This is a genomic window from Cellulosimicrobium cellulans (genome assembly GCF_016921195.1).
Classification (GTDB): domain Bacteria; phylum Actinomycetota; class Actinomycetes; order Actinomycetales; family Cellulomonadaceae; genus Cellulosimicrobium; species Cellulosimicrobium cellulans_F.
The window spans coordinates 35,579-55,165 of sequence record NZ_JAFGYF010000009.1 but is presented as its reverse complement, the minus strand read 5'-3'; the positions used below and the strand labels follow the sequence as shown (position 1 = coordinate 55,165).

Sequence of the window (19,587 nt, the reverse complement as noted above, 5' to 3'; positions counted from 1 at the left end):
CAGGAGGGGTCCACCGGCCGCGCGACCGAGCCGCGACGAGCGCGGGAGACCGCACGAGCAGGTGATCGAGATTCCCGACTTCCTCCACCGGTGCTAACCGGATCAGGTTCGAGGGTCTGCGGTGGTCCGCACTCTCAGCTCCTCCAGGAGCTCCCCTGTCGTTCTCATCGAGCCTACACCGGCCCGTCCCTGGGGAAGGCCCCTGAGAGAACCCTGAGAGCCGCCGTGCAGCGACCAGGGGGCGGTCCGGGCCGGTCCCCGATGCCGGGGGGACCGCCGCCACGGGAGGGTCGTGGCGACCGGCCGGGAGACCCTGCCGACGACCGCAGAAGGGGAAGGAACGATGAGCAGCAGACCTGAGACGGACGGTACGGCGACGACGGCCACCGCGTCCGCCGAGATCGCGGGGGGCGCGACGACACGTCCCGTGATCGCGACCGCCCGCGGCCTCGTGAAGACGTACGGGCGCGGCGAGGCGACCGTCCGCGCGCTCGACGGCGTGGACGTCGACCTCGAGCGGGGGCGCCTGACCGCGATCATGGGCCCGTCCGGGTCGGGCAAGTCGACCCTCATGCACTGCCTCGCAGGGCTGGACTCCCCCACCGCGGGGACCGTCGTGGTCGACGGGGAGACCGTCTCCGCGATGAGCGAGCGGCGACTGACCCGGCTGCGGCGCACGCGCATCGGGTTCGTCTTCCAGTCGTTCAACCTCGTCCCGACGCTGACCGCGGAGGAGAACATCGTGCTCCCGCTGGCGATCGCACGGCGTCCCGTGGACCGGGAGTGGTTCGAGCGCGTGGTCGACGCCGTGGGGCTGCGCCCGCGGCTCGGGCACCGCCCGGCGGAGCTCTCGGGCGGGCAGCAGCAGCGCGTCGCGTGCGCGCGGGCGCTCGTGTCCCGGCCGGCGGTCGTGTTCGCGGACGAGCCGACGGGCAACCTCGACTCGCGCGCCGCGGCCGAGGTGCTCGGCTTCCTGCGCGCCTCGGTGGACGACCTCGGCCAGTCCGTCGCGATGGTCACGCACGACCCGACGGCGGCGTCGTACGCGCACCGCGTCCTGTTCCTCGCCGACGGCCGCCTCGTGACCGAGCTACGCGACCCGACTCCGCAGGCCGTCCTCGACACGCTCGGGGCCCTCACGCCGGCGGCGCCCGCGGGCGCGCACGCCGCCCCGGCCGCGCACGAACCGGCGGCCGTCCGATGATGGGACGGATCGCGCTGCGCGGCGTGCGCGCGCACGGTGCCCAGCTCGTGCTGTCGGTGCTCGCGGTGACGATCGGCGTCGCGTTCGTCACCGGCACGTTCGCGCTGCGCGCGATGCTCGCGACGACGTTCGACGGCATCGTCGCGTCGTCGGTCCAGGCCGACGCGTACGTGCGCGGCGCGGCCTCCGCCGGGTCCGCGCTCGAGTCGTCGTCCGCGCAGCTCGGCGGGGCCCGCGGCCTCGTCCCGGCGGACCTGGCGGGCGCGCTCGACGCGCGCGACGACGTCGACCTCGCGCTCGCGGAGGTGAGCGGCCCCGCCGTCCTCGTGGGCGCCGACGGCACCGCGGTGCTCAGCACGCAGGCGCCGAGCATGGCCGTCGGCTACGACCCCCGGGACCCCGGGCCGCGCATCGTGGAGGGCCGCGCGCCGGAGGGCGTCGACGAGGTCGCGCTCGAGTCCGCGACGCTCGAGGCGTCGGGGCTCGCGGTGGGCGACACGACCGACGTCGTGCTCGGCGACGAGGTGCGGCCCGTGCGCGTCGTCGGCGAGCTCTCGCTGTCCGCGCCGATGGCGGGCGCGACGATCGTCCTGCTCGACGCCGAGACGGCCGCCGCGACGTACGCGCCGGACGGCCTGGTGCCGTCCGTCGCCCTGTACGCCGCCGACGGCGTCTCGCCCGAGGCGCTGCGCGACGCCGTCGCGACGTCCCTCCCGGACGGCACCGAGGCCGTGACGGGCGCGGAGCTGCGCGAGGAGACGAGCAGCGCGATCGCCGACCAGCTCGGCTTCGTGTCCACGTTCCTGCTCGTGTTCGCCGCGCTCGCGCTGTTCGTCGGCACGTTCATCATCACCAACACGTTCGCGATGCACGTGCGCCGCCGCACGCGCGAGCTCGCGCTGCTGCGCGCGGTCGGGGCGTCGCCGGCCCAGGTGTTCGCCTCGGTGCTGGGGCAGGCCACGGTCGTGGGGGTGGTCGGCGCGGTGCTGGGCGTCGCGGCCGGGTTCGGGCTCGCCGAGCTCGCGCGGGCCGGGCTCGGCGCGGTGGGCATGGAGCTCGCCGGGTCGCTGCCCGTGACGACCGCCGGGATCGTGGTCCCCCTCGTCGTCGGGGTCGTGGTGTCCGTCGTCGCGGCGGCACTGCCCGCGCGGCACGCGGCGCTCGTCCGGCCCGTGGAGGCCATGCGGGCCGACGTCGTGCGGCCCGCGGGCGCGGGCGTGGCCCGGGTGGTCGCGGGCACGCTGGCCCTGGTCGCGGGCGCGGGCCTCGTCGTCGGGGCGGCGGGGGTGGGGAGCGGCGGAGCGCCGCTCCTCGGGCTCGGCGCGGTCGGGGTCGTCGCGGGCGTCCTGCTCCTCTCCCCGCTCGCCGTCGGCCCCGTGCTCGGCGTCCTCGCCGCGCCGTTCGTCGCGCTCGCCCGCCCGCTCGGCGGGCTCGCGCGCGGCAACGTGACGCGTCAGCCGCGCCGCACGGCCGCGACCGCCGGGGCCCTCGTGGTCGGCATGGCGCTCGTGTCGACGACGTCGGTCCTCGCGCTCTCGGCACGCGAGTCCGTGACCGGCATCGTCGACGAGGAGACCGCTGCGGACCTCGTCGTCCGGTCCGCGACCCCGTACCTGCCCGCGGGCGTCGCGGGCGACGTCCGCGCCGTGCCCGGCGTCGCGTCCGTCGACCTCACGACGTACGGGCAGGTCGTCGTCGACGACGAGCCGCAGCTCGTCGTCGGGTTCCCCGCCGAGGGCTTCGGCCGGTCGGTCCGCACGACGGCGGTCGAGGGCGACCTCGACGCGTACGCCCGCGGGGAGGCCGCCGTCATGGAGGACGCGCTCGACGAGCACGGCTGGGCGCTCGGCGACGTGGTGCGGGTCGCCGACCCGACCCGGCCCGACCTCCCGGCGCGCGACGTCCGCATCGGCGCCGTGATCGACTCCCACGCGTTCTCGGTCGACATGCTGCTGCCGCCGGACGTCGCCGCCGCGGTGGGCGCAACGACCCCGGAGATGCTGTTCCTCGACGCCGAGGCGGGTGCCGACCTCGCGGCCGTCCGGGAGGGGGTGTCGGACGCCGTCGCGCCATACGTCGTGGCGAGCGTGCTCGACGCCGACGAGTTCGCCGGGCAGGTCGCGTCCCAGGTCGAGTCGATCCTCGCGATCGTCTACGCCCTGCTCGGCCTGTCCGTCCTCGTCGCCGTCCTCGGGATCGTCAACACGCTCGCGCTGTCCGTCGTGGAACGCACGCGCGAGATCGGGCTCCTGCGCGCCGTCGGACTCGGCCGGGCGCAGCTCTCGGCGACGATCGTCATCGAGTCGGTGCTCGTCGCCGTCTTCGGGACGGCCGTCGGGCTGGTCGTGGGGACGGGCCTGGCCGCCGCGCTGCCCTCGGTGCTCGCGGAGGAGGGCTTCACGACCCTCGCCGTGCCGTGGGCGCAGCTCGGCGCGATGCTCGCGCTCGCAGCCGTCGTCGGGGTCGTGGCCGCCGTCTGGCCCGCGGTCCGCGCGGCGCGGCTGCCCGTGCTCGACGCGGTGAGCCAGGACTGACCGCGCCCTTCGCCGCCCGGCGCGTGCCGGGCGGCGAAGGGTCCACGGTTCGCACTACGGTGGGAGCACGCCCCGCGCCGACCGGCGCCCCGACCGACGGAGGACCCCTCGTGGCCGACACGAACGAGACCGAGCAGACCCTGGCCCTGAAGGTCGGGACCGTCGCCCTCACCTTCGCGGCGGGCTGGGCCGCGCAGAAGCTCGTCACGTTCGTCTGGGCGAAGGTCACGGGCCACGACGCCCCGAAGGACCTCGACGACGAGGAGGTCGGCATCGTCTCGGCCGTCACGTTCGCCGCGGTCGCCGCAGGCGTCGGCGTCCTCGCGCGCCGGTTCGCCGGCAAGGAGGCCAAGCGCGTCGTCGCCCGCCTCGCGTCGCGCGCGTAGCCTCCGTCACGCGCACCGGTACCCTGGCGCGCGTGACGGCCCCATCGGCGACCCCCGCGAGCCCGACGACGGCACCCGCGGACCCCGTCCTGCGCTCGGGCCGGCGCGTGCTCGCCGACGCGGGACGCCTGCTGGCCCGGCACTGGCCCGCGCTCGTCGCGGTCGCCGTCCTCGCCGAGGTCGTCCACGAGCTCGCGCTGCGGGCCGCGCTCGCCGTCGCGCCGTCGTCTGGGGTGCTCGGCCTGCTCGTGCTGTGCTTCTCGCCGCTCGCGACCGTCGTCGGCATCGTGGTCATGCTGCACGTCCTGCGCCGCGAGCCGCGGACCGAGCGTGACCGCCTCGAGGTCCGGTCGCTGCTCGGCTCGATCGCGTCCGTCCTCGTGCCCTACCTCGTCATCTACGAGTTCTACGGCGGCCTGTCGTCCGACTGGCAGGCGTACATCGACGCCGCCGCGCTCGAGCACGCGTTCGCGGCCGGGTCCGGGATCGAGACCGCCAGCCCGGTCCCCGAGGGGTTCGGCCTCACCGTCGTGCTCGTCGTCGCGGGCGCGCTGCTCGCCCGCACGCTGCTCGAACGCCTCGCCCGGCGCGTCGACCGCGGCGTCTCCGCGGCGGGCGGCGACGCGCGGCGCAGCGCGCGCTCCGCCGCCGTCCGCATCGCGGCGGGCTACTGCGAGGTCGTGTGGATCGTCGTCGGCGCGTTCACCGTCACCGCGGTCGTCGGGCGGGTTCGTGAGTGGTGGACGACGCGCGTGGTCGTCGTCGAGACCACGACCTGGTGGGACGGCGTCGTCGCGCGCGTCGACGTGCTCAAGCCGCTCGTCGACGCCCTGGGCCCGGTGACGTCCCTCCTCCTCGCGGGCGTCGTCACCGGGCTCGTCGTGCCGCTCGCCTGGCTCACGCTCGGCACGATCGTCTACGGCGTCGAGGCGATCGACGTCGTCGACCCGGCGCACGCGACCGTGGACGGCACCGAGCCCGCGGGCCGCGCGACGCGCGTCGTCGACCGGTTCAACCGGACCCTCGGCGAGAGCGGCGCGCGCAAGGCCTGGGAGCTCATGCTCGACCCCGGCCGGCGGTTCGGCGGGCTCGTGGGCGCGCTCGGCATGCTCTGGCGCAGCCGGTGGAGCGCCGTGCTGCTCTTCTGCGTCGCGTTCGCGCTCCTGACGCTCGCCGAGCAGGTCGTCTACACCGTGGCGCAGGCGCTCGTCGGCCAGCCGGGGATCGTCGCGTGGCGCGCGCTCGTCGGTCCCCTCGACATCGTCGCGACGGTCGTCGTGCAGGTGCTCACCACCGTGCTGCTCGCCGCCGCGGCGGACGCGCTGCTCGCGAGCCTCGGCCTGCCGTCGGCGCTGCGCACGCGGCGCGTGGCGCGGTCACGGACGCAGACCGACGCCGAGGCCCGCACGGGAGCCGACAGCGGGATCGGCGCGGCGAACGCGGCGACCGGCGGCCCGTCACTCGGCTGAGACGGCTGCGGCGCGCTCGTCGCCCGGCCTGGCGTCGACGAGCAGGGCGGCGGCGACGACGTCACGGATCTCGGTGTCCGTGAGGGCGTGGTCCCGCGCGAGGCGGACGAAGCGCGCGGCGGCGTCGGTCACCGCGGCGCGGTCGAGCGTCGCGGGGGGCGCCGTGACGACCGTCCCGACGCGCCTGCGGGTGGTCACGAGCCCTGCCGCCTCGAGGTCGCGGTAGGTCCGCGCGACGGTCCCGGACGCGATGCCGAGGTCGTTCGCGAGCGCGCGCACGGTCGGCAGACGCTGCCCGTCCGCGAGGTCGCCCGCCGCGACGAGCGCCGCGAGCTGCGCGCGGAGCTGCTCGTACTGCGGGACCGAGGAGTCGAGGTCGATGCGGACGGCGAGGCTCACGCGGCGACCCCCGCGGACTCGTGCGCCGCCGTCTCGGTCGGCGCCGGGTCGCGCGCCGGCCACACCAGGGCCGCCAGGGCCGCGACCACCACCGCCATCGCCACGAGGAGCAGCACGTTCCCGGCATGGAGGTAGCCCGGGCTGAGCCCGGGGCCCGGTCGGACGCCGCCGCCGTTCCCCAGCCCGAGCCAGCGCAAGGAGAGCCCTCCCATCGCGGCGAGGCCGCCGAGGGTCAGGCCCAGGACGAGCTGGGTGGCGCGCTCGACACGGCGGGCCACCCGGCGACGCAGCCACATGTCCCACTCCTCGCCCACGTCCTCGACCGCCGGTCGCGACACGACGAGGCGCAGCACCACCTCGGAGGCCACGACGGCGACGACCGCAGCGACGACGAGCGGCACGGTCCACAGCCATCCCGGGAAGGGCGCGACCGTGTACGCCTCGTACGGGCCCACGACGCGGGAGATCGAGCGCGGGCCGTCGGAGAGGAGCCCGAACGCCGTGCTCGCGACGGCGATGCCCCCGGCCCAGACCCACGCGAGGCGACGGGTGGCCGTCGGGACGACGTCGACCGTCGAGCGCGCGACGAGCCGCGCCTCGCGCTGCCGGTGCCGCGGGCGCGGCCAGGTGAGCTCGCCCACGGCGTGGACTGCCAGGGCTCCGACGAGCGCGGCGAGCGGCAGCACAGCCGTCGCCCGGGCTCCGAGCGGGACGAGCCCGAGATACAGGTACAGCGGCGGCACCAGGATCCCCGCCGTGACGAGCAGCCCCGACCCGGCGCTCGTCACCGCCGCGTGACGCACCGCGCGTCGGCCCGCCGAGCTCGGGACGACGGCGCGCCGCCCGTCCCACCACAGGAGCGCGACGACGACCGCCACGGCCAGCAGCACGAGATCGGCGGCGAGCGCCACCGGGAGCGGCAACGGGTTCCCCAGCATCCACGACACCCAGCTCACGGCGCACCTCCGATTGAGTTCATTGATCATGAACTATGTTCATTAAAAGGAGCGATGTCAACCGCGTCGAGCAGGTGCGGCTACGCCGCGGGGGCCGGCAGCGACCAGAAGGCGGGGAGGAGCTCCGGCTCGACGAGGCGCACCTCGGCGGGCTGGGCGTCGTCGGGCGTGAGGAAGTACTGGGTGCTGCGGCTCGAGACTGCGCCCGTGCACGCCGGGGCCTCGGGGTAGGGCATGCCCGGGATCGACGACGCTCCCGCGGTGAACTCCCGTCCGGCCGCGTCGAGCAGCACGACCTCGCACGCCGAGTACGTCTCCTCCTCGCTCGCCGGGGCGTCGGGCGCGTCCGACCGCAGCGACACGTCCGCGGCCCAGAGCGTGTAGCCCTCGGGCGCCTCGACGCGCTCCCGGTACCCGTCGTCGAGCCAGTCGACCGCCTCGAGACCGACGAGTCGCGCCCGGACCTCGCCGACCTGCACCCAGCCCTCGGCGTCCGCCGCCGGGGCGCTGCGCGGCTCCGACGTCCACCACCCCTGCACGGTGTCGGAGCGCCACGTCAGGACTCCGAGCGCCGCGAGCGCGCCCACGAGCACGACCAGCCACCACCGGTTCGCGCGCCACCATCCCACGCTCGGTCCGCCGCTCATGCGTCCCACCCACCCGGGACGAGCGCGGGCTCCAGCACCTCGACGACGGCGTCCGCCGTGGGGCGCTCGAGGCGTCCGAGGTCGATCTCGGCGATCGCCTGCGGACGGTCGACGTCCGCGTCGTCGTGCTCCGTGAGCACCCGCAGCACGACGCCCCCGTCGAGCGCTCGCGCGGGGACCTCGACGACGACGGTCCCCGCCTCGGGGACGTCCGGGTCCACGAACGTGCTCATCATCGAGTTGCTCACGCGGTGCGACGCCGCGTGGTCGCGCCCCTCGGCGTCGCGCAGCTCGAGCGCCTCGATGCCCGCCTCCGCCGTCGTGCCGGAGACCGCGAGGTCCACCGCGACCCAGACGCCGTCCGTCGTCAGGGTGTCGAACCCGTCCTCCAACGTCGTGCCGGTGCGCACGTCGTCGACGCGGACGCGCAGCGGCCCGGCGGCGACGACGTCGCCCACGGCGCCGCGCGACGTCGTCGCCGTGAGCGTGGGCCACCACGAGTCGACGCGCGACACGGCCGCCCCGGCGCCCACGGCGAGGACGAGCAGGAGCACGGTCACGACGACGCGGCTGCGGCGCGGGCGCGCGTCCGCCCGCGCCCCGGTCCCGACGGCGCTCGCGGCGGCGGTCGTGGGCGACGTCGCCTCGACGGTCTCCTCGGTCACCACGCCTCCTCGTCCTCGGGCGGGTCCACGATGCCCGGGGGCACGTCGCCGGGCGGGACGTCGACGAGCACCACGGACCCGGTCTCCGCCCAGCGCCGTCCCCCGCCGACCGTCATGTCCCGGTAGCGGAACGTCGGGAGCGTGACCGTGAGCGGCTCGTCCGGCGCGACGGACGTGGCGCCGCCCTCCGGGACCGTCACCGGCCAGAGCAGCGCGACGTCCTCGGGCAGCCCGGGCTGGAGCACGGGGTAGACCGAGGCGTCGCGCACGAGCAGCGTCGGGTCGGGGCGGTCCGGCTCGGCGTCGCCCGCGAGCGCCAGGCCGCCGGGCAGCTCGTCGGGGAGCGTCACGGCGGTGCGGTCCGGACGGCGCGGCTCGCGGTCGGTGTCGAGCGCGCCCACGACCACGACCAGCCAGGCGTCCGCGCCGGAGTCCTCGAGCGCGGACACCTGGACGGCGTCCGTCACGGACCACGACCGCACCGTGAGGTCGAACGGTCCCGTCGGGACCGGCTCCCCCGCGGCGGCGCGGGTCGGGCCGGCGTCGGCGGCGACGTGCTGCGCGAACCCCCCGGCCGCCGCCGTCCCGGCCACGACACCGACCACGACAACCAGGGCGATGCGGCGCGGCCACGTCCCGACGACCGCGCGGAGCACCGGGACGCTGCGGGCGGCCCTCGGCTCGGTCGACGTCACGGCGCGCATCCTACGGGGCGGGCGACGGCCCCGTCAGGCCCCGCGGACGAGGAGGGTCGTGACCGGCCCCATGACGATCGCGTACATGAACGCGAAGAACAGCGTGTGCAGCACGACGAACAGCAGGGCGTTGCGCACGGCGCCCCGGGCCCGGAAGTGCGAGACGAGCTTGCGCACGAACTCCACGGGGTGGGCCAGGTCCCAGCTGTTGAACCGCACGTACCGACCCAGGTAGATGCCGACGGACACGAGCGCGAGCACGGCGAGCACGGCGATCCACGACGCCGGCCGGTGGAACGGGTCGTCGTCGTTCGGGTACAGCACGAGGACGAACAGCGCCTGCGCGAGGAACACGTTGACCACGGTGTTCATGACGCCCGACATCGCCAGCGTGAGGACCGCGACGATGTCGTACCAGAGCGGGACGTCCTCGCCCTCCTGCCGGTGGCTGTAGTTGAGCTCGGTGACGAGGTACCCGGCGTTGGGCAGCAGCAGGAGCCACACGAGGAACCCGGCGACCGCGACCGTGAGGACCACCCACGGCGGCGCCCCGCCCGCGATGAGCACGGCGTCCACGAGCACGACCAGCCCCAGCACCAGGACGGGGGCGATCGACAGCCCGATGTTGAGCAGCATCGGCCGGTACAGGCGCGTGCGGTAGAGCGGGGCGCGCAGCACCACGAGGGCGAGCGCGTACACGTTGAGCAGGGCCACGCCCCCGAAGAGCCAGTCGAGCACGCCCCCACGGTACGGGGGGTTCCCCGCGCGCGGCGCGGGGAGCGTCGTTAGCGTGGAGGTGCTCGACGCAACGATCTCCCCCGTGCCCGGCGACGGGCACCTCCCTCCAGGAGTCGCCATGGCGCAGCAGGACGCGGGCAGGGCCGCCGGACCCGCCGCGACGACGACGTCGACGTCCACCTCCCCGACCCTCATGCTCGTCCTGGCGACCATCGGGTTCGCGGTGAACTTCTGGGCCTGGGCGCTCATCAGCCCGCTGGGCGCGGCGTACGGGCAGCTCTACGACCTCACGGACGTGCAAGTCTCCGTCCTCGTCGCCGTCCCCGTCGTCGTCGGGTCCCTCGGGCGCATCCCGGTGGGTGCGCTCACGGATCGCTACGGCGCCCGCGTCATGTTCCCCCTCGTGAGCGCACTGACCATCCTGCCCGTGCTCTTCGTCGGGCTCGTCGCGGACAACTTCGTCGCGCTGCTCGTCGGCGGGTTCTTCCTCGGCCTCGGCGGCACCGCGTTCGCCGTCGGCGTGCCGTTCGTCAACGCCTGGTACCCGCCCGCCCGCCGCGGCACCGCCGTCGGGATCTTCGGCATGGGCATGGGCGGCACCGCGATCTCCGCGTTCACCACCGTGCGCATCCGCGACGCGTGGGGAGACGCCGCGCCGTTCCTCCTCGTCGCCGCGATCCTCGCCGTGTTCGCCGTCGTGTCGTGGCTCCTGCTGCGCGTCCCGCCCGGCCGCGCGACCGCCCCCGCCGGCGGCTTCTGGGCCCGCACGTGGGCCACGTTCCGCCTGCCCGCGACGCTCCAGCTCTCGTGGCTCTACGCCGTCGGGTTCGGCGGGTTCGTCGCGTTCTCCGTCTACCTGCCCACGTTCCTCGTCAACGCCTACGACCTCACCGCCTCCGACGCCGCCGCCCGCACCGCGGGGTTCGTCGTGCTCGCCGTCGTCATGCGGCCCGTGGGCGGGGCGCTGTCCGACCGGTTCGGCGGCGTGCCCGTCTCCGTCGCGTGCTTCGCCGTCGTGACGGCGCTCGCCGCGGTCGTCGCGTTCCAGCCCGGGCTCGTGCCGGTCGGGACCATCGCGTTCCTCGGCCTCGCCGCCGGCCTCGGCGCGTCGTCGGGCGCGACGTTCGCGCTCGTCTCCAAGGTCGCGCCGGTCGAGAAGGTCGGCGCCGTCACCGGCCTCGTGGGTGCTGCGGGCGGCCTCGGCGGGTTCATCCCGCCGCTCCTCATGGGCGCCGTCTACCAGCTCGAGGGCACCTACGGCCTCGGCTTCGCGCTCCTCGCCCTCACCGCGCTCCTCACCCTGCTGTTCACCCTCGGCCCCGTCCGTCGCGGCGTCCAGGCCCGCGCCACCGCCTCGACCTGATTCCCTGAACCCCGATCTGCCGAGGTAGAACCCTGGTCAGCCGAGGTAGAACTGTGGTTCTTGTGCTCGACGGCGCGTGGTCGGGTTGGGTGGGCGGGGTGGGTGGTGGTGCCGCGTCTACCATCCGCCGCTCGTTCCTCACGGCTCCCGCCAGGCCCGCCACGACGCGGCACCACCACCCACCCCGCCCGGCGTCGTCTCCCCCTGGTCGTGACTCACCTGGGCGGCCGCCCGCGGTGTCCGTTCCGCCGGCCCGGTCCCCGTTGCCGCGTCCGGCCTCGGCGCGACGACGCCGCACCGCCGCCCCGGACCGCACCGGACAGGTGGTCTCGGTTCGTCCCGTTGTCTGACGAGCCGGGTCGCCTGTTCGGCTTGCCGGGACCACCTGGTCGGCCCGTGGCAAGGTCATGGTGGGCGACGGCCGAGCGGTGGGGGTGGGCTCGGATGCGAAGGGGCGTCAGAGCGGCGCTCCTCAGACCACGGCCGAAAGACCGAGGTGACGGCGCCGCAGCCCCGAGCATCCGAGGCCACCCCCACCGCGGACCCGACCACGCGGGCCGGAGTGCCGACCACGGTTCTACCTCGCGCGACCACCGTTCTACCTCGCGCGACCGCGGTTCTACCTCGCGAGTCAGGTGGACGCAGGAGAGGCCGGGGTGCGGGCGACGAGGCGCGGGAGGAGGAACCAGAGGCCGACGAGCAGGACGAGCGCGCAGCCGCTCGACCACAGCGCTGCCGTACGGTTCACGACGACGTCGACCACGAGCAGGACCGTCCCGGTGACGACGAACGCCAGGACGAGCACGCCCACGCGGGCGATGCGGTCGCTCATCGTGACGAGCGCCGTCTTGCGGTGCTTGCGGAAAAGCGCGCGGTGCAGGCTCACGGGCGTGACGAACAGACCGGTGGACAGCACGGCGAGCGCCACCAGGGTGAGGTAGACGCCGATCTGGAACGCGTCGAGGTCGCCGAAGCGCTGCTGGAACGGCAGCGTGAGCAGGAACCCCGTGAGGATCTGCACGCCCATCTGCATGACGCGCAGCTCCTGGAGCAGCTCTGCCCAGTTGCGGTCCGACCGCTCGTCCGCCGACTCGTCACGTCCGTCGCTGACCTGCGTGGTCATGAGTCCTCCCTCTGGCCGCCCCTGGGATAATCTTCCTTCTGCTGGGGTCAGGAATCGGCTCCGTCCTGATCGATCTCCGGGGACCCCCATCGATGGACGCTGCCCTGCCCTCCGACGTCGCGGAACCCGACGACGTCGTCCCTCCGGCTCTCGCCGACCTCCTCGCCGCCCTCGGCCCGGGTGATCCCCAGCCGGTCGGCCGCTTCCGCGTCGACGTCGCCACCGACACGTGGTGGTGGTCGGACGAGGTGTACGAGATGCACGGCTTCGCGCCCGGCGAGGTCGTCCCGACGACGGCGCTCGTCCTGTCCCACAAGCATCCCGAGGACCGCGATCGCGTCGCGAGCGAGCTCGCGCAGGCGGCGCGCACCGGGGAGCCGTTCGGGTCCATGCACCGCATCGTGGACGCGACGGGGGCGACTCGCACGCTCGCTGTGGCGGCGCAGGGGAAGAACCCGGGCGCGGACATCCCGTGGGCCCAGATCGTCGGCTACTTCGTCGACGTCACGACGGCGCACGCCGAGGCGGCGCGGCGGGAGGCGACGGCGTCGATCCGCGCGGCGGACGCGTCGCGATCGGTCATCGAGCAGGCGAAGGGCGTCCTCATGGCGGCCCTGCGCACGGGACCGGACGAGGCGTTCGAGCTGCTGCGCCGCCGCTCGAACGACGTCAACGTCCCGGTCCGCGAACTCGCACGGCGGTTGGTCGACGGCGTGGTGGGCGCGGGCCGTGAGTCGCCGGTCGACGACGTGACGCGCCGCCTGGTCGACGACCTGCTCGGCGCTCCCCGCGACGCGGAGGCGCGCGACGACGAGCCGGCCGCCGGCAGGTGAGACCGCCGGCCGCTGGGCGCTCGGTCAGTCCGCCTGCGGCGCACCGAGGCCCGGGATGCGACGCGTCTCGACGATCTCGCGCGCGATGTCGACGAGCTTGATGTTCGCGTCCTGGGACACTCGGCTCATGACCGCGAACGCGCGGCCGGCGCTCAGGGAGTAGCGCTCCATGATGATGCCCTGCGCCTGCCCGATGAGCGTGCGGGTCTGCACGGCGGACTGGAGCTGCTCCTCGGTGCGGGCTGCGGAGATCGCGGCTGCGGCGACGGCGGCGAACGTCGACGCGAGGTGGTGGTCGTCGGGTCCGAACACGTCGGGCTTCGTCGAGTACATGTTGAGCGCGCCGTGCGCGTTCTCGGACGTGTAGAGCTGCACGCACAGCATCGACCGGATCCCGAGCTCGCGCGCGGCGGTGGGCGCCCACCGTGGCCAGCGTGCGTCGGTCTCGATGTCGCCCGACTCGACGAGCGCATGGTCGTGCACCGCGTCCAGGCAGGGTCCCTCGCGGAGCTCGTACTGGAGCTCGTCACCGCGCGCGACGAGGGGGTCGGACACGGCGGGGCTCTCGATGCGCCCGCGCGTGACGAGAGAGACGCCCGCGGACTCGCACCCGTCCACCATCGACACGGCGAGCTCGACGACACGGTCGAGCGTCTGCTGGAGGGTCGGCTCGTCGGCGAGCGCCCGGGCGGCGTCGGCGACGAGCTCGGCGACGGCCTGCTCGCTGCCGCCCACGACCTCCGGGACCCCGGCGACGGTCTCGGCGTGCGGCGTCGGGACCGTGGCCCCCGGGCCGGCCGGCATCCAGACCGTGCCCCGCTCGACGCTCTGCTCGATGCTCGCCATCTCGGCCTCCTCTTCCCGGCCCAGCGTAGATCGTCCTCAGGACGACCGATACCCGGCCAGGTCAGCCGTGATGTCCTGCGGGCCGCGCCGGAGGCCCCGCCCGGGCAGGGCGCCCGGGCGGGTCGGGGGCGGTGGCCGTCTCGCCCGCACAAGGCGTGGCGGCTGATCTCCCACGGGCACCGTCGCTCTCGCGGCGGACCCGCCCCCGGGCGGGCGCGCACGCCCACCCTCCGACCCTCCCGTGCGGGTCGCGGCCCTCGGCCGACCCGTCCGTGGCCCGCACGGGGAGGTCTCTTCCCGGCCCTAGAACACGGGCTTTCCTCCCGTCACCCCGAGCACCGTGCCGGAGACGTAGCTCGCGTCCGTCGGGGAGGCGAGGAAGACGAACGCCGGGGCGACCTCACCGGGCTGTCCCGCCCGCCCGAGCGGGGTGTCCTGCCCGAACTTCTCGATCTTCTCCTCCGGCTGGGTCGCGGGCTGGAGCGGGGTCCAGATCGGACCGGGCGCCACGGCGTTGACCCGGATGCCGCGCGGCCCGAGCTCGGCCGCGAGGTTGACGGTGAGGTTGTTGATCGCGGCCTTGGTCGACGCGTAGTCGAGCAGCGAGGTCGACGGCTGGAACGCCTGGATCGACGAGTTGTTGACGATCGCCGAACCCTCCCCCAGGTGCTCGAGCGCCGACTGCGTGACCCACAGCAACGCGTAGAGGTTCGTCTTGAGGACGCGGTCGATCTCGTCGGTCGTGACGTCCTCGATCGACTCGCGCCGCGCCATCTGGAACCCGGCGTTGTTGACGAGCACGTCGAGGCCGCCGAGCTCCGCGACCGCGCGCCCCGGCAGCGCGCGCGCCGTCGCCTCGTCGGTCAGGTCGCCGGGCAGGAGGGCGCACGTGCGGCCCGCCTCGCGGACCCAGCGCGCCGTCTCCTCGGCGTCCTCCTGCTCCTCGGGCAGATAGCCGATCGCGACGTCGGCGCCCTCCCGCGCGAACGCGATCGCGACGGCACGCCCGATCCCCGAGTCGCCACCCGTCACGAGCGCCCGGCGCCCCTCGAGCCGCCCGCTCCCGCGGTACGACTCCTCGCCGTGGTCCGGTGCGGGGTCCATGGGCCCGGTGAGGCCCGGGGGCTCCTGCTGCTGGGCCGGGACGGCGGTCTCGTCCGTCATGTGGTTCCTCCGTTCCGTCGGGGTCCTGTCACGCGACTCGCGAGCGCGCCGGCTCGCGACGGCGCGCGAGCTGGGCGTCGTGCGCGCGCGGGCGGGCGACCGGGCGCACGGCGGCGAACGCCCCCGCGAGCGTCGCCTCCGCCGTCGGGCCCACCCCGCCGGCCTTGCTCAGCGCACGCATGACCTGCGCCGCGGTCTCCTGGACCGGGACGCCGGCCTCGCCCGCGGCCTCCGCGAGGAGGTGGCCCGCCGCGACGTCGTCGACGCCGTGCACGGCCATGAGCACGCCCTTGACCTGCTCGACGGCGGCCTGGCTGACGAACGCACGCGTCACGGCCCGCTGCGACTCGCGCTCGAGCGCTTCCTTGTGGGTCGGGCTGACGTCGACGACGTAGCCCGCGATCTCGACGACGCGTCCGCGCGCGTCCCGGCGCCCCTGCCCCGTCACGACGACGGAGCGGGCCTTGCCGTGCCCGTCGACGATGCGGTGCGCGCACGAGAAGGGCCGGCCGGACCGGATCGCCTCCGTCGCGGCCCGCACCACGCGGGCGCGGTCGTCGGGGTGCTTGCGCGAGCGCAGCGCGTCCAGGCTCGGCTCGACGTCCCCCGGCGTCCAGCCGTGCATCGCGTACACCTCGTCCGACCACCACCACGTCCCGGAACCGAGCTCGACGCGGTACTGCCCGACGAGGAGGTGCGTGCCCACGGCGAGCACCTCGGCGAGGGCTGCGGGCCGCACGGGCGCGGACTGGTCGGGGCTGAGGGTGGTCACGGAGTTCGAGGCCATGGTGTCCTCCCAAGTTTCGGGGGGCTTCGGGCCGCTTCATGACTCCGTTCTCCAACCTAGCCCACTCGTCCGGAGTCGGCACCCGGGCTCCGCTACGGTGCGGGCATGACCCGCGAGCCGCGCCGGACGATCGCCCAGCACGCCGACGACGCGCTCGCGCTCGTCCGTCCGACGCAGGCCACGGACCTCCCGCTCGAGGACGCGGTCGGGTCCGTCCTCGCCGCGGACGTCGTCTCGACGCTCGACGCGCCCGCGTTCGACGCGTCCGCGATGGACGGCTACGCGGTGCGGGCGGCCGACGTGGCGGGGGCGACGACCGGTTCGCCTGTCACGCTCCGCGTGGTCGGGGACGTCGCGGCCGGGGCGACGGGTCTCGACACCCGCCTCGGTACGGGCGAGGCGGCCCGGATCATGACCGGCGCCCCCGTGCCGGCCGGTGCCGACCTCGTCGTGCCGGTCGAGCGCACGTCTGCCCGGCGTTTCACGCCCGGGGCGGACGGGAACGGTCCGGCGACGGTCGAGATCCACGACGCGGCGCGGAGCAACGTGCGCGCGCGGGGCGAGGACGTGCGCCGCGGGGACGTCGTCGTGGGGGCGGGGGTCGTGCTCACCGCGCGGCACGTCTCCGTCGCGGCGTCCGCCGGGCACGCGACCGTGCGCGTGCACCGGGCGCCGCGCGTGGCCGTGCTCTCCACGGGCAGCGAGCTCGTGGCACCGGGGACCGCGCCCGGCCCGGGCCGGATCCCCGACTCCAACTCCGTCCTGCTCGCCGCGTCGGCCCGCGCGGCCGGGGCGCGCGTGGTGCGGCGGGGCGCGGTCGGCGACGCCGCCGCCGTGCTCGTCGCGGCCCTCGACGACCTGCTGGCCGCGTTCGACGGCGTCCCGCCCGACCTGGTCGTCAGCACGGGCGGCGTGAGCGCGGGCGCGTTCGACGTCGTGCGCGAGGTCCTCGACCCCGCGACGCGCGCCGGGACGGCGTGGGAGGGCGCGGTCGACGACGCGCGGCTCGTCGCGGTCGGGATGCAGCCCGGCAAGCCGCAGGGGCTCGCGCGGTGGCGCGGCGTCCCGTGGCTCGCGCTGCCGGGGAACCCCGTGAGCGCGTTCGTCTCGTTCGAGCTGTTCGTGCGGCCCGTCCTCGACCGCCTGCGCGGCGTCCCCGCCACGAGCCGCGCGCTCGTGGAGCGCGTCGCCGGGGAGGGCTGGTCGTCGCCGCCCGGGCGCGAGCAGCTCGTGCTCGTCCGGCACACCGCGCCCGACGGCGCGCACGTCGTCCCCGCGGGCCGGCGCCGCGACCGGGGGTCGGACCCCGCGAGGGCGCGCGGCTCCGGCTCCCACCGCGTGAGCGCGCTCGCGCACGCCGACGCGCTCGCCGTCGTCGCCGCCGACGTCACGGCCGTCGAACCCGGCGACGCCGTCCGGGTGCTGCTCCTGGACTGACCCGCCGGGGTCCTCCGGCCCGTCCGCGCGGCGGGCCACGCGTGCGAGAGTGGCGCCATGACCTTCACGCACCTCGACGAGCGCGGGCACGCGCGCATGGTCGACGTCACCGCCAAGCAGCCGACCGTCCGCTCCGCGACGGCGACCGGGGTCGTGCGCTGCTCCCCCCAGATCGTCGCCGCGCTGCGCGACGGGACCGTCCCCAAGGGCGACGTGCTCGCCGTCGCGCGCATCGCCGGCATCGCGGGCGCCAAGCGCACGGCGGAGCTGCTGCCGCTCGCGCACGTCATCGGGGTGCACGGCGCCGTCGTCGACCTCGCCGTCGGCGACCACGGCGTGGACGTCACCGCGACCGTCCGGACCGCGGACCGCACGGGCGTCGAGATGGAGGCGCTCACCGCCGTCGCCGTCGCGGGGCTCGCGGTCGTCGACATGGTCAAGGGGCTCGACAAGTCCGTCGAGCTCACGGACGTCCGCCTCGTCGCCAAGACCGGGGGCAAGTCCGGCGACTGGCACCGCGAGCCGTGACGGATCCCCGTCCCGACGACGGGTCGGCACCCGACGGGCCGGACCGGCACCCCGCGCTGCCGATCCGCGCACGGGGTGCCGAACCGTCCCTCCCCTTCGACGCCGTCGTGCTGGCCGGGGGCCGGGCGGAGCGGCTGGGGACGCCCAAGCCGGGCGTGGTCGTGGGGGGTCGTCCGCTGCTGGAGCACGCGCTCGCGGCGACCGCCGGCGCGGGGCGGACGGTCGTCGTCGGGCCGGACGAGCTCGCCGACCCCGCCCGCTACACCCTGACGCGCGAGGAGCCGCCGTTCGGCGGGCCGGTCGCCGCCCTCGCCGCGGGCCTCGCCGCGCTGCCCGACGACGGCCGCGCGCCCTGGGTGCTCGTCCTCGCGTGCGACGTCCCCCGAGCGGCGGAGGCGGTGCCCGCGCTGCTCGCCGCGGCGCGCGGACGGGCGGACCGCGTGCGCGCCGTGCTCGCGGTCCGGGACGGGCGCGAGCAGTGGCTCGTCGGACTGTACGAGCGGGCAGCGCTCGCCGACGCGCTCGCGGCGCTCCCCGCGGTGCACGGCGCGTCGGTGCGCCGCCTGCTCGCCGGGCTGCCCGCGCTCGCGGTCCCCGACGACGACGGCGCCACCGCCGACGTGGACACGTGGGAGGATGCCCGCGAGCAGGACCGCCGCCTGGGCGCGCGTGCGGTACCGCCGCCCGACGACACCCCGACGGACCGCAGGAGGCCGCGATGACGAACCTCGAGCGCTGGGTCGACGCGCTGGCGAGCGACCTCGACCTGGACCCGCAGGTCGTCGACATCGGCGCGATCCTGGACCTCGCGCGTGACGCCGCGCACGGCATCGAGCGCCCCGCCGCGCCGCTCACGACGTTCGTCGCGGGCTACGTCGCCGGCCTCGCCGCGCACGACGGCTCCGGCCGCACCGTGCAGGACGTCCTCGACCGCGCCGCCGAGCTCGCGCTCGCGTGGACGCCGGAGCCCGAGCTGCCCGGCACCGCCGCGCGGGACGAGACGCAGGGCTGAGAGATGGCGACCGTCCGCTACTTCGCCGGCGCCCGTGACGCCGCGGGCACCGAGACCGAGACCGTCGACGCGACGACCGTCGGCGAGCTGCACGCGGCGCTCGTCGCGCGCCACGCGGCGCTCCGGGACGTGCTCCCGCGCTGCTCGCTCCTCGTCGGCGGCGTGCGCGCGTCGAGCGACGACACGCCGGTCGGCCCCGACCAGACGGTCGACGTGCTCCCGCCCTTCGCGGGCGGCTGACCGCCCGGCGTCAGTGGTCGCCGCCGTCGAGCTGGGCGAGCACGTGCGGCAGGAGCGGCTCGAGCACCGACCAGCCGTCGCGCACGCCGCCGGTCGACCCGGGCAGGTTCACGACGAGCACCCGACCCTTCGGCCCTGACGCGATCCCCGCGAGCCCGCGCGACAGCACGGCCGCCGGCACGTGCGCCGCGCCGCGCCGGCGCAGCTCCTCCGCGATGCCGGGCACCTCCTGCTCCAGGACCTCGCGCGTCCCCTCGGGCGTGAGGTCGCGCGGGCCGACGCCGGTCCCTCCGGTCGTGAGCACGACGCGCGCTCCCCCCGCCGCGGCCCGGGCGACGGCGTCGCGCACCGAGACGACGCCGTCGGGCACGAGGTCCGTGACGACGGCCCAGCCCGCGGACTCGAGGAGCCCCGCGAGCAGCGGCCCCGAGCGGTCGTCCGCCTCGCCGCGCGAGCAGCGGTCCGACACGGTGACGACGGCGACGGTCGCGTCCGCGGGCCGTCCGGTGGGTGCGCTCATGGCGCCACGGTAGCGAGCCGGGCGCGGCCCGACGGAGACGG

22 protein-coding genes and 1 riboswitch are annotated in these 19,587 nt (G+C 75.9%); of the genes, 11 read left to right on the top strand and 11 right to left on the bottom strand.

Going from position 1 to position 19,587, the window contains the following annotated elements; translation table 11 throughout:
* Positions 1 to 62 precede the first annotated feature (62 nt).
* Positions 63 to 167, bottom strand: a riboswitch (TPP riboswitch).
* A gap of 176 nt (positions 168 to 343) precedes the next feature.
* The 4 genes from JN535_RS16590 (at position 344) to JN535_RS16575 (ending at position 5,593) form a co-directional block, all read left to right on the top strand.
* Positions 344 to 1,204 (top strand): ABC transporter ATP-binding protein, encoded by an 861-nt coding sequence (locus tag JN535_RS16590; protein ID WP_205206751.1) that lies wholly within the window; start codon positions 344 to 346, stop codon positions 1,202 to 1,204.
* A complete protein-coding gene (locus JN535_RS16585) occupies positions 1,201 to 3,738 on the top strand; it encodes an ABC transporter permease (RefSeq protein WP_307868850.1) in 2,538 nt (845 codons plus the stop codon). The genes JN535_RS16590 and JN535_RS16585 overlap by 4 nt, the downstream gene beginning before the upstream one ends.
* Positions 3,739 to 3,848: 110 nt before the next feature.
* Positions 3,849 to 4,124: a DUF4235 domain-containing protein gene (locus tag JN535_RS16580; RefSeq protein WP_205206749.1), complete on the top strand. Its 276-nt coding sequence runs from the start codon at positions 3,849 to 3,851 to the stop codon at positions 4,122 to 4,124.
* A gap of 32 nt (positions 4,125 to 4,156) precedes the next feature.
* Positions 4,157 to 5,593 (top strand): hypothetical protein, encoded by a 1,437-nt coding sequence (locus JN535_RS16575; RefSeq protein ID WP_205206747.1) that lies wholly within the window; start codon positions 4,157 to 4,159, stop codon positions 5,591 to 5,593.
* Here JN535_RS16575 and JN535_RS21615 read toward each other — a convergent pair.
* From JN535_RS21615 to JN535_RS16545, 6 genes are all read right to left on the bottom strand, one after another.
* The gene (locus JN535_RS21615) at positions 5,582 to 5,992 is read right to left on the bottom strand and encodes a GntR family transcriptional regulator (RefSeq protein WP_205206745.1); all 411 of its coding nucleotides are present in this window, start codon (positions 5,990 to 5,992) and stop codon (positions 5,582 to 5,584) included. The two genes, JN535_RS16575 and JN535_RS21615, sit on opposite strands and share 12 nt — an antisense overlap.
* Complete coding sequence (locus tag JN535_RS21610) at positions 5,989 to 6,948, bottom strand: hypothetical protein (RefSeq protein ID WP_205206743.1); 960 nt, start codon at positions 6,946 to 6,948, stop codon at positions 5,989 to 5,991. Before JN535_RS21610 ends, JN535_RS21615 begins: the two co-directional genes overlap by 4 nt.
* Positions 6,949 to 7,028: 80 nt before the next feature.
* Positions 7,029 to 7,595, bottom strand: a complete 567-nt coding sequence (locus tag JN535_RS16560; protein ID WP_205206742.1) for a hypothetical protein — start codon at positions 7,593 to 7,595, stop codon at positions 7,029 to 7,031.
* Complete coding sequence (locus JN535_RS16555; RefSeq protein WP_205206740.1) at positions 7,592 to 8,260, bottom strand: hypothetical protein; 669 nt, start codon at positions 8,258 to 8,260, stop codon at positions 7,592 to 7,594. Before JN535_RS16555 ends, JN535_RS16560 begins: the two co-directional genes overlap by 4 nt.
* Positions 8,257 to 8,955 carry a hypothetical protein gene (locus tag JN535_RS16550; RefSeq protein ID WP_205206738.1) on the bottom strand — a complete coding sequence of 233 codons (699 nt, stop codon included), beginning with the start codon at positions 8,953 to 8,955 and terminating at the stop codon, positions 8,257 to 8,259. The genes JN535_RS16555 and JN535_RS16550 overlap by 4 nt, the downstream gene beginning before the upstream one ends.
* A gap of 33 nt (positions 8,956 to 8,988) precedes the next feature.
* Entirely contained in the window at positions 8,989 to 9,693 is a 705-nt protein-coding gene (locus tag JN535_RS16545) for a DUF1361 domain-containing protein (protein WP_205206736.1), read from the bottom strand.
* 118 nt (positions 9,694 to 9,811) lie between these two features.
* Between JN535_RS16545 and JN535_RS16540 the strand changes: the two genes are divergently transcribed.
* Entirely contained in the window at positions 9,812 to 11,056 is a 1,245-nt protein-coding gene (locus tag JN535_RS16540; protein WP_205206734.1) for an MFS transporter, read from the top strand.
* 631 nt (positions 11,057 to 11,687) lie between these two features.
* On the opposite strand, the gene JN535_RS16535 is transcribed toward JN535_RS16540, so the two are convergent.
* Positions 11,688 to 12,179 (bottom strand): DUF6328 family protein, encoded by a 492-nt coding sequence (locus JN535_RS16535; protein ID WP_205206732.1) that lies wholly within the window; start codon positions 12,177 to 12,179, stop codon positions 11,688 to 11,690.
* Between the two features lie 92 nt (positions 12,180 to 12,271).
* Here JN535_RS16535 and JN535_RS16530 point away from each other — a divergent pair, with 92 nt between their 5' ends.
* Positions 12,272 to 13,012 (top strand): PAS and ANTAR domain-containing protein, encoded by a 741-nt coding sequence (locus tag JN535_RS16530; RefSeq protein WP_205206730.1) that lies wholly within the window; start codon positions 12,272 to 12,274, stop codon positions 13,010 to 13,012.
* Between the two features lie 24 nt (positions 13,013 to 13,036).
* On the opposite strand, the gene JN535_RS16525 is transcribed toward JN535_RS16530, so the two are convergent.
* The 3 genes from JN535_RS16525 to JN535_RS16515 form a co-directional block, all read right to left on the bottom strand.
* Positions 13,037 to 13,858 (bottom strand): GAF and ANTAR domain-containing protein, encoded by an 822-nt coding sequence (locus JN535_RS16525; protein ID WP_240201326.1) that lies wholly within the window; start codon positions 13,856 to 13,858, stop codon positions 13,037 to 13,039.
* A 303-nt stretch (positions 13,859 to 14,161) separates the two neighbouring features.
* On the bottom strand, positions 14,162 to 15,022 hold the full coding sequence (locus JN535_RS16520) for an SDR family oxidoreductase (protein WP_205206728.1): 861 nt from the start codon (positions 15,020 to 15,022) through the stop codon (positions 14,162 to 14,164).
* Between the two features lie 28 nt (positions 15,023 to 15,050).
* On the bottom strand, positions 15,051 to 15,809 hold the full coding sequence (locus JN535_RS16515) for a PAS and ANTAR domain-containing protein (protein ID WP_205206726.1): 759 nt from the start codon (positions 15,807 to 15,809) through the stop codon (positions 15,051 to 15,053).
* 105 nt (positions 15,810 to 15,914) lie between these two features.
* On the opposite strand from JN535_RS16515, the gene JN535_RS16510 reads away from it, so the two are divergent.
* The 5 genes from JN535_RS16510 to JN535_RS16490 are packed head-to-tail and all read left to right on the top strand — an operon-like array spanning position 15,915 to position 19,026.
* Positions 15,915 to 17,246, top strand: coding sequence for a molybdopterin molybdotransferase MoeA (locus tag JN535_RS16510; RefSeq protein WP_205206724.1), 1,332 nt, complete (start codon positions 15,915 to 15,917; stop codon positions 17,244 to 17,246).
* A gap of 57 nt (positions 17,247 to 17,303) precedes the next feature.
* Complete coding sequence (gene moaC / locus JN535_RS16505; RefSeq protein WP_205206723.1) at positions 17,304 to 17,774, top strand: cyclic pyranopterin monophosphate synthase MoaC; 471 nt, start codon at positions 17,304 to 17,306, stop codon at positions 17,772 to 17,774.
* Positions 17,771 to 18,496, top strand: a complete 726-nt coding sequence (gene mobA / locus JN535_RS16500; RefSeq protein WP_307868848.1) for a molybdenum cofactor guanylyltransferase — start codon at positions 17,771 to 17,773, stop codon at positions 18,494 to 18,496. Before moaC ends, mobA begins: the two co-directional genes overlap by 4 nt.
* Entirely contained in the window at positions 18,493 to 18,786 is a 294-nt protein-coding gene (locus JN535_RS16495; RefSeq protein ID WP_205206721.1) for a DUF6457 domain-containing protein, read from the top strand. The genes mobA and JN535_RS16495 overlap by 4 nt, the downstream gene beginning before the upstream one ends.
* Positions 18,787 to 18,789: 3 nt before the next feature.
* Complete coding sequence (locus tag JN535_RS16490) at positions 18,790 to 19,026, top strand: MoaD/ThiS family protein (RefSeq protein ID WP_205206719.1); 237 nt, start codon at positions 18,790 to 18,792, stop codon at positions 19,024 to 19,026.
* A gap of 10 nt (positions 19,027 to 19,036) precedes the next feature.
* Here JN535_RS16490 and JN535_RS16485 read toward each other — a convergent pair whose 3' ends face one another.
* Positions 19,037 to 19,546, bottom strand: a complete 510-nt coding sequence (locus JN535_RS16485; RefSeq protein WP_205206717.1) for a MogA/MoaB family molybdenum cofactor biosynthesis protein — start codon at positions 19,544 to 19,546, stop codon at positions 19,037 to 19,039.
* Between the last annotated feature and the right edge of the window lie 41 nt (positions 19,547 to 19,587).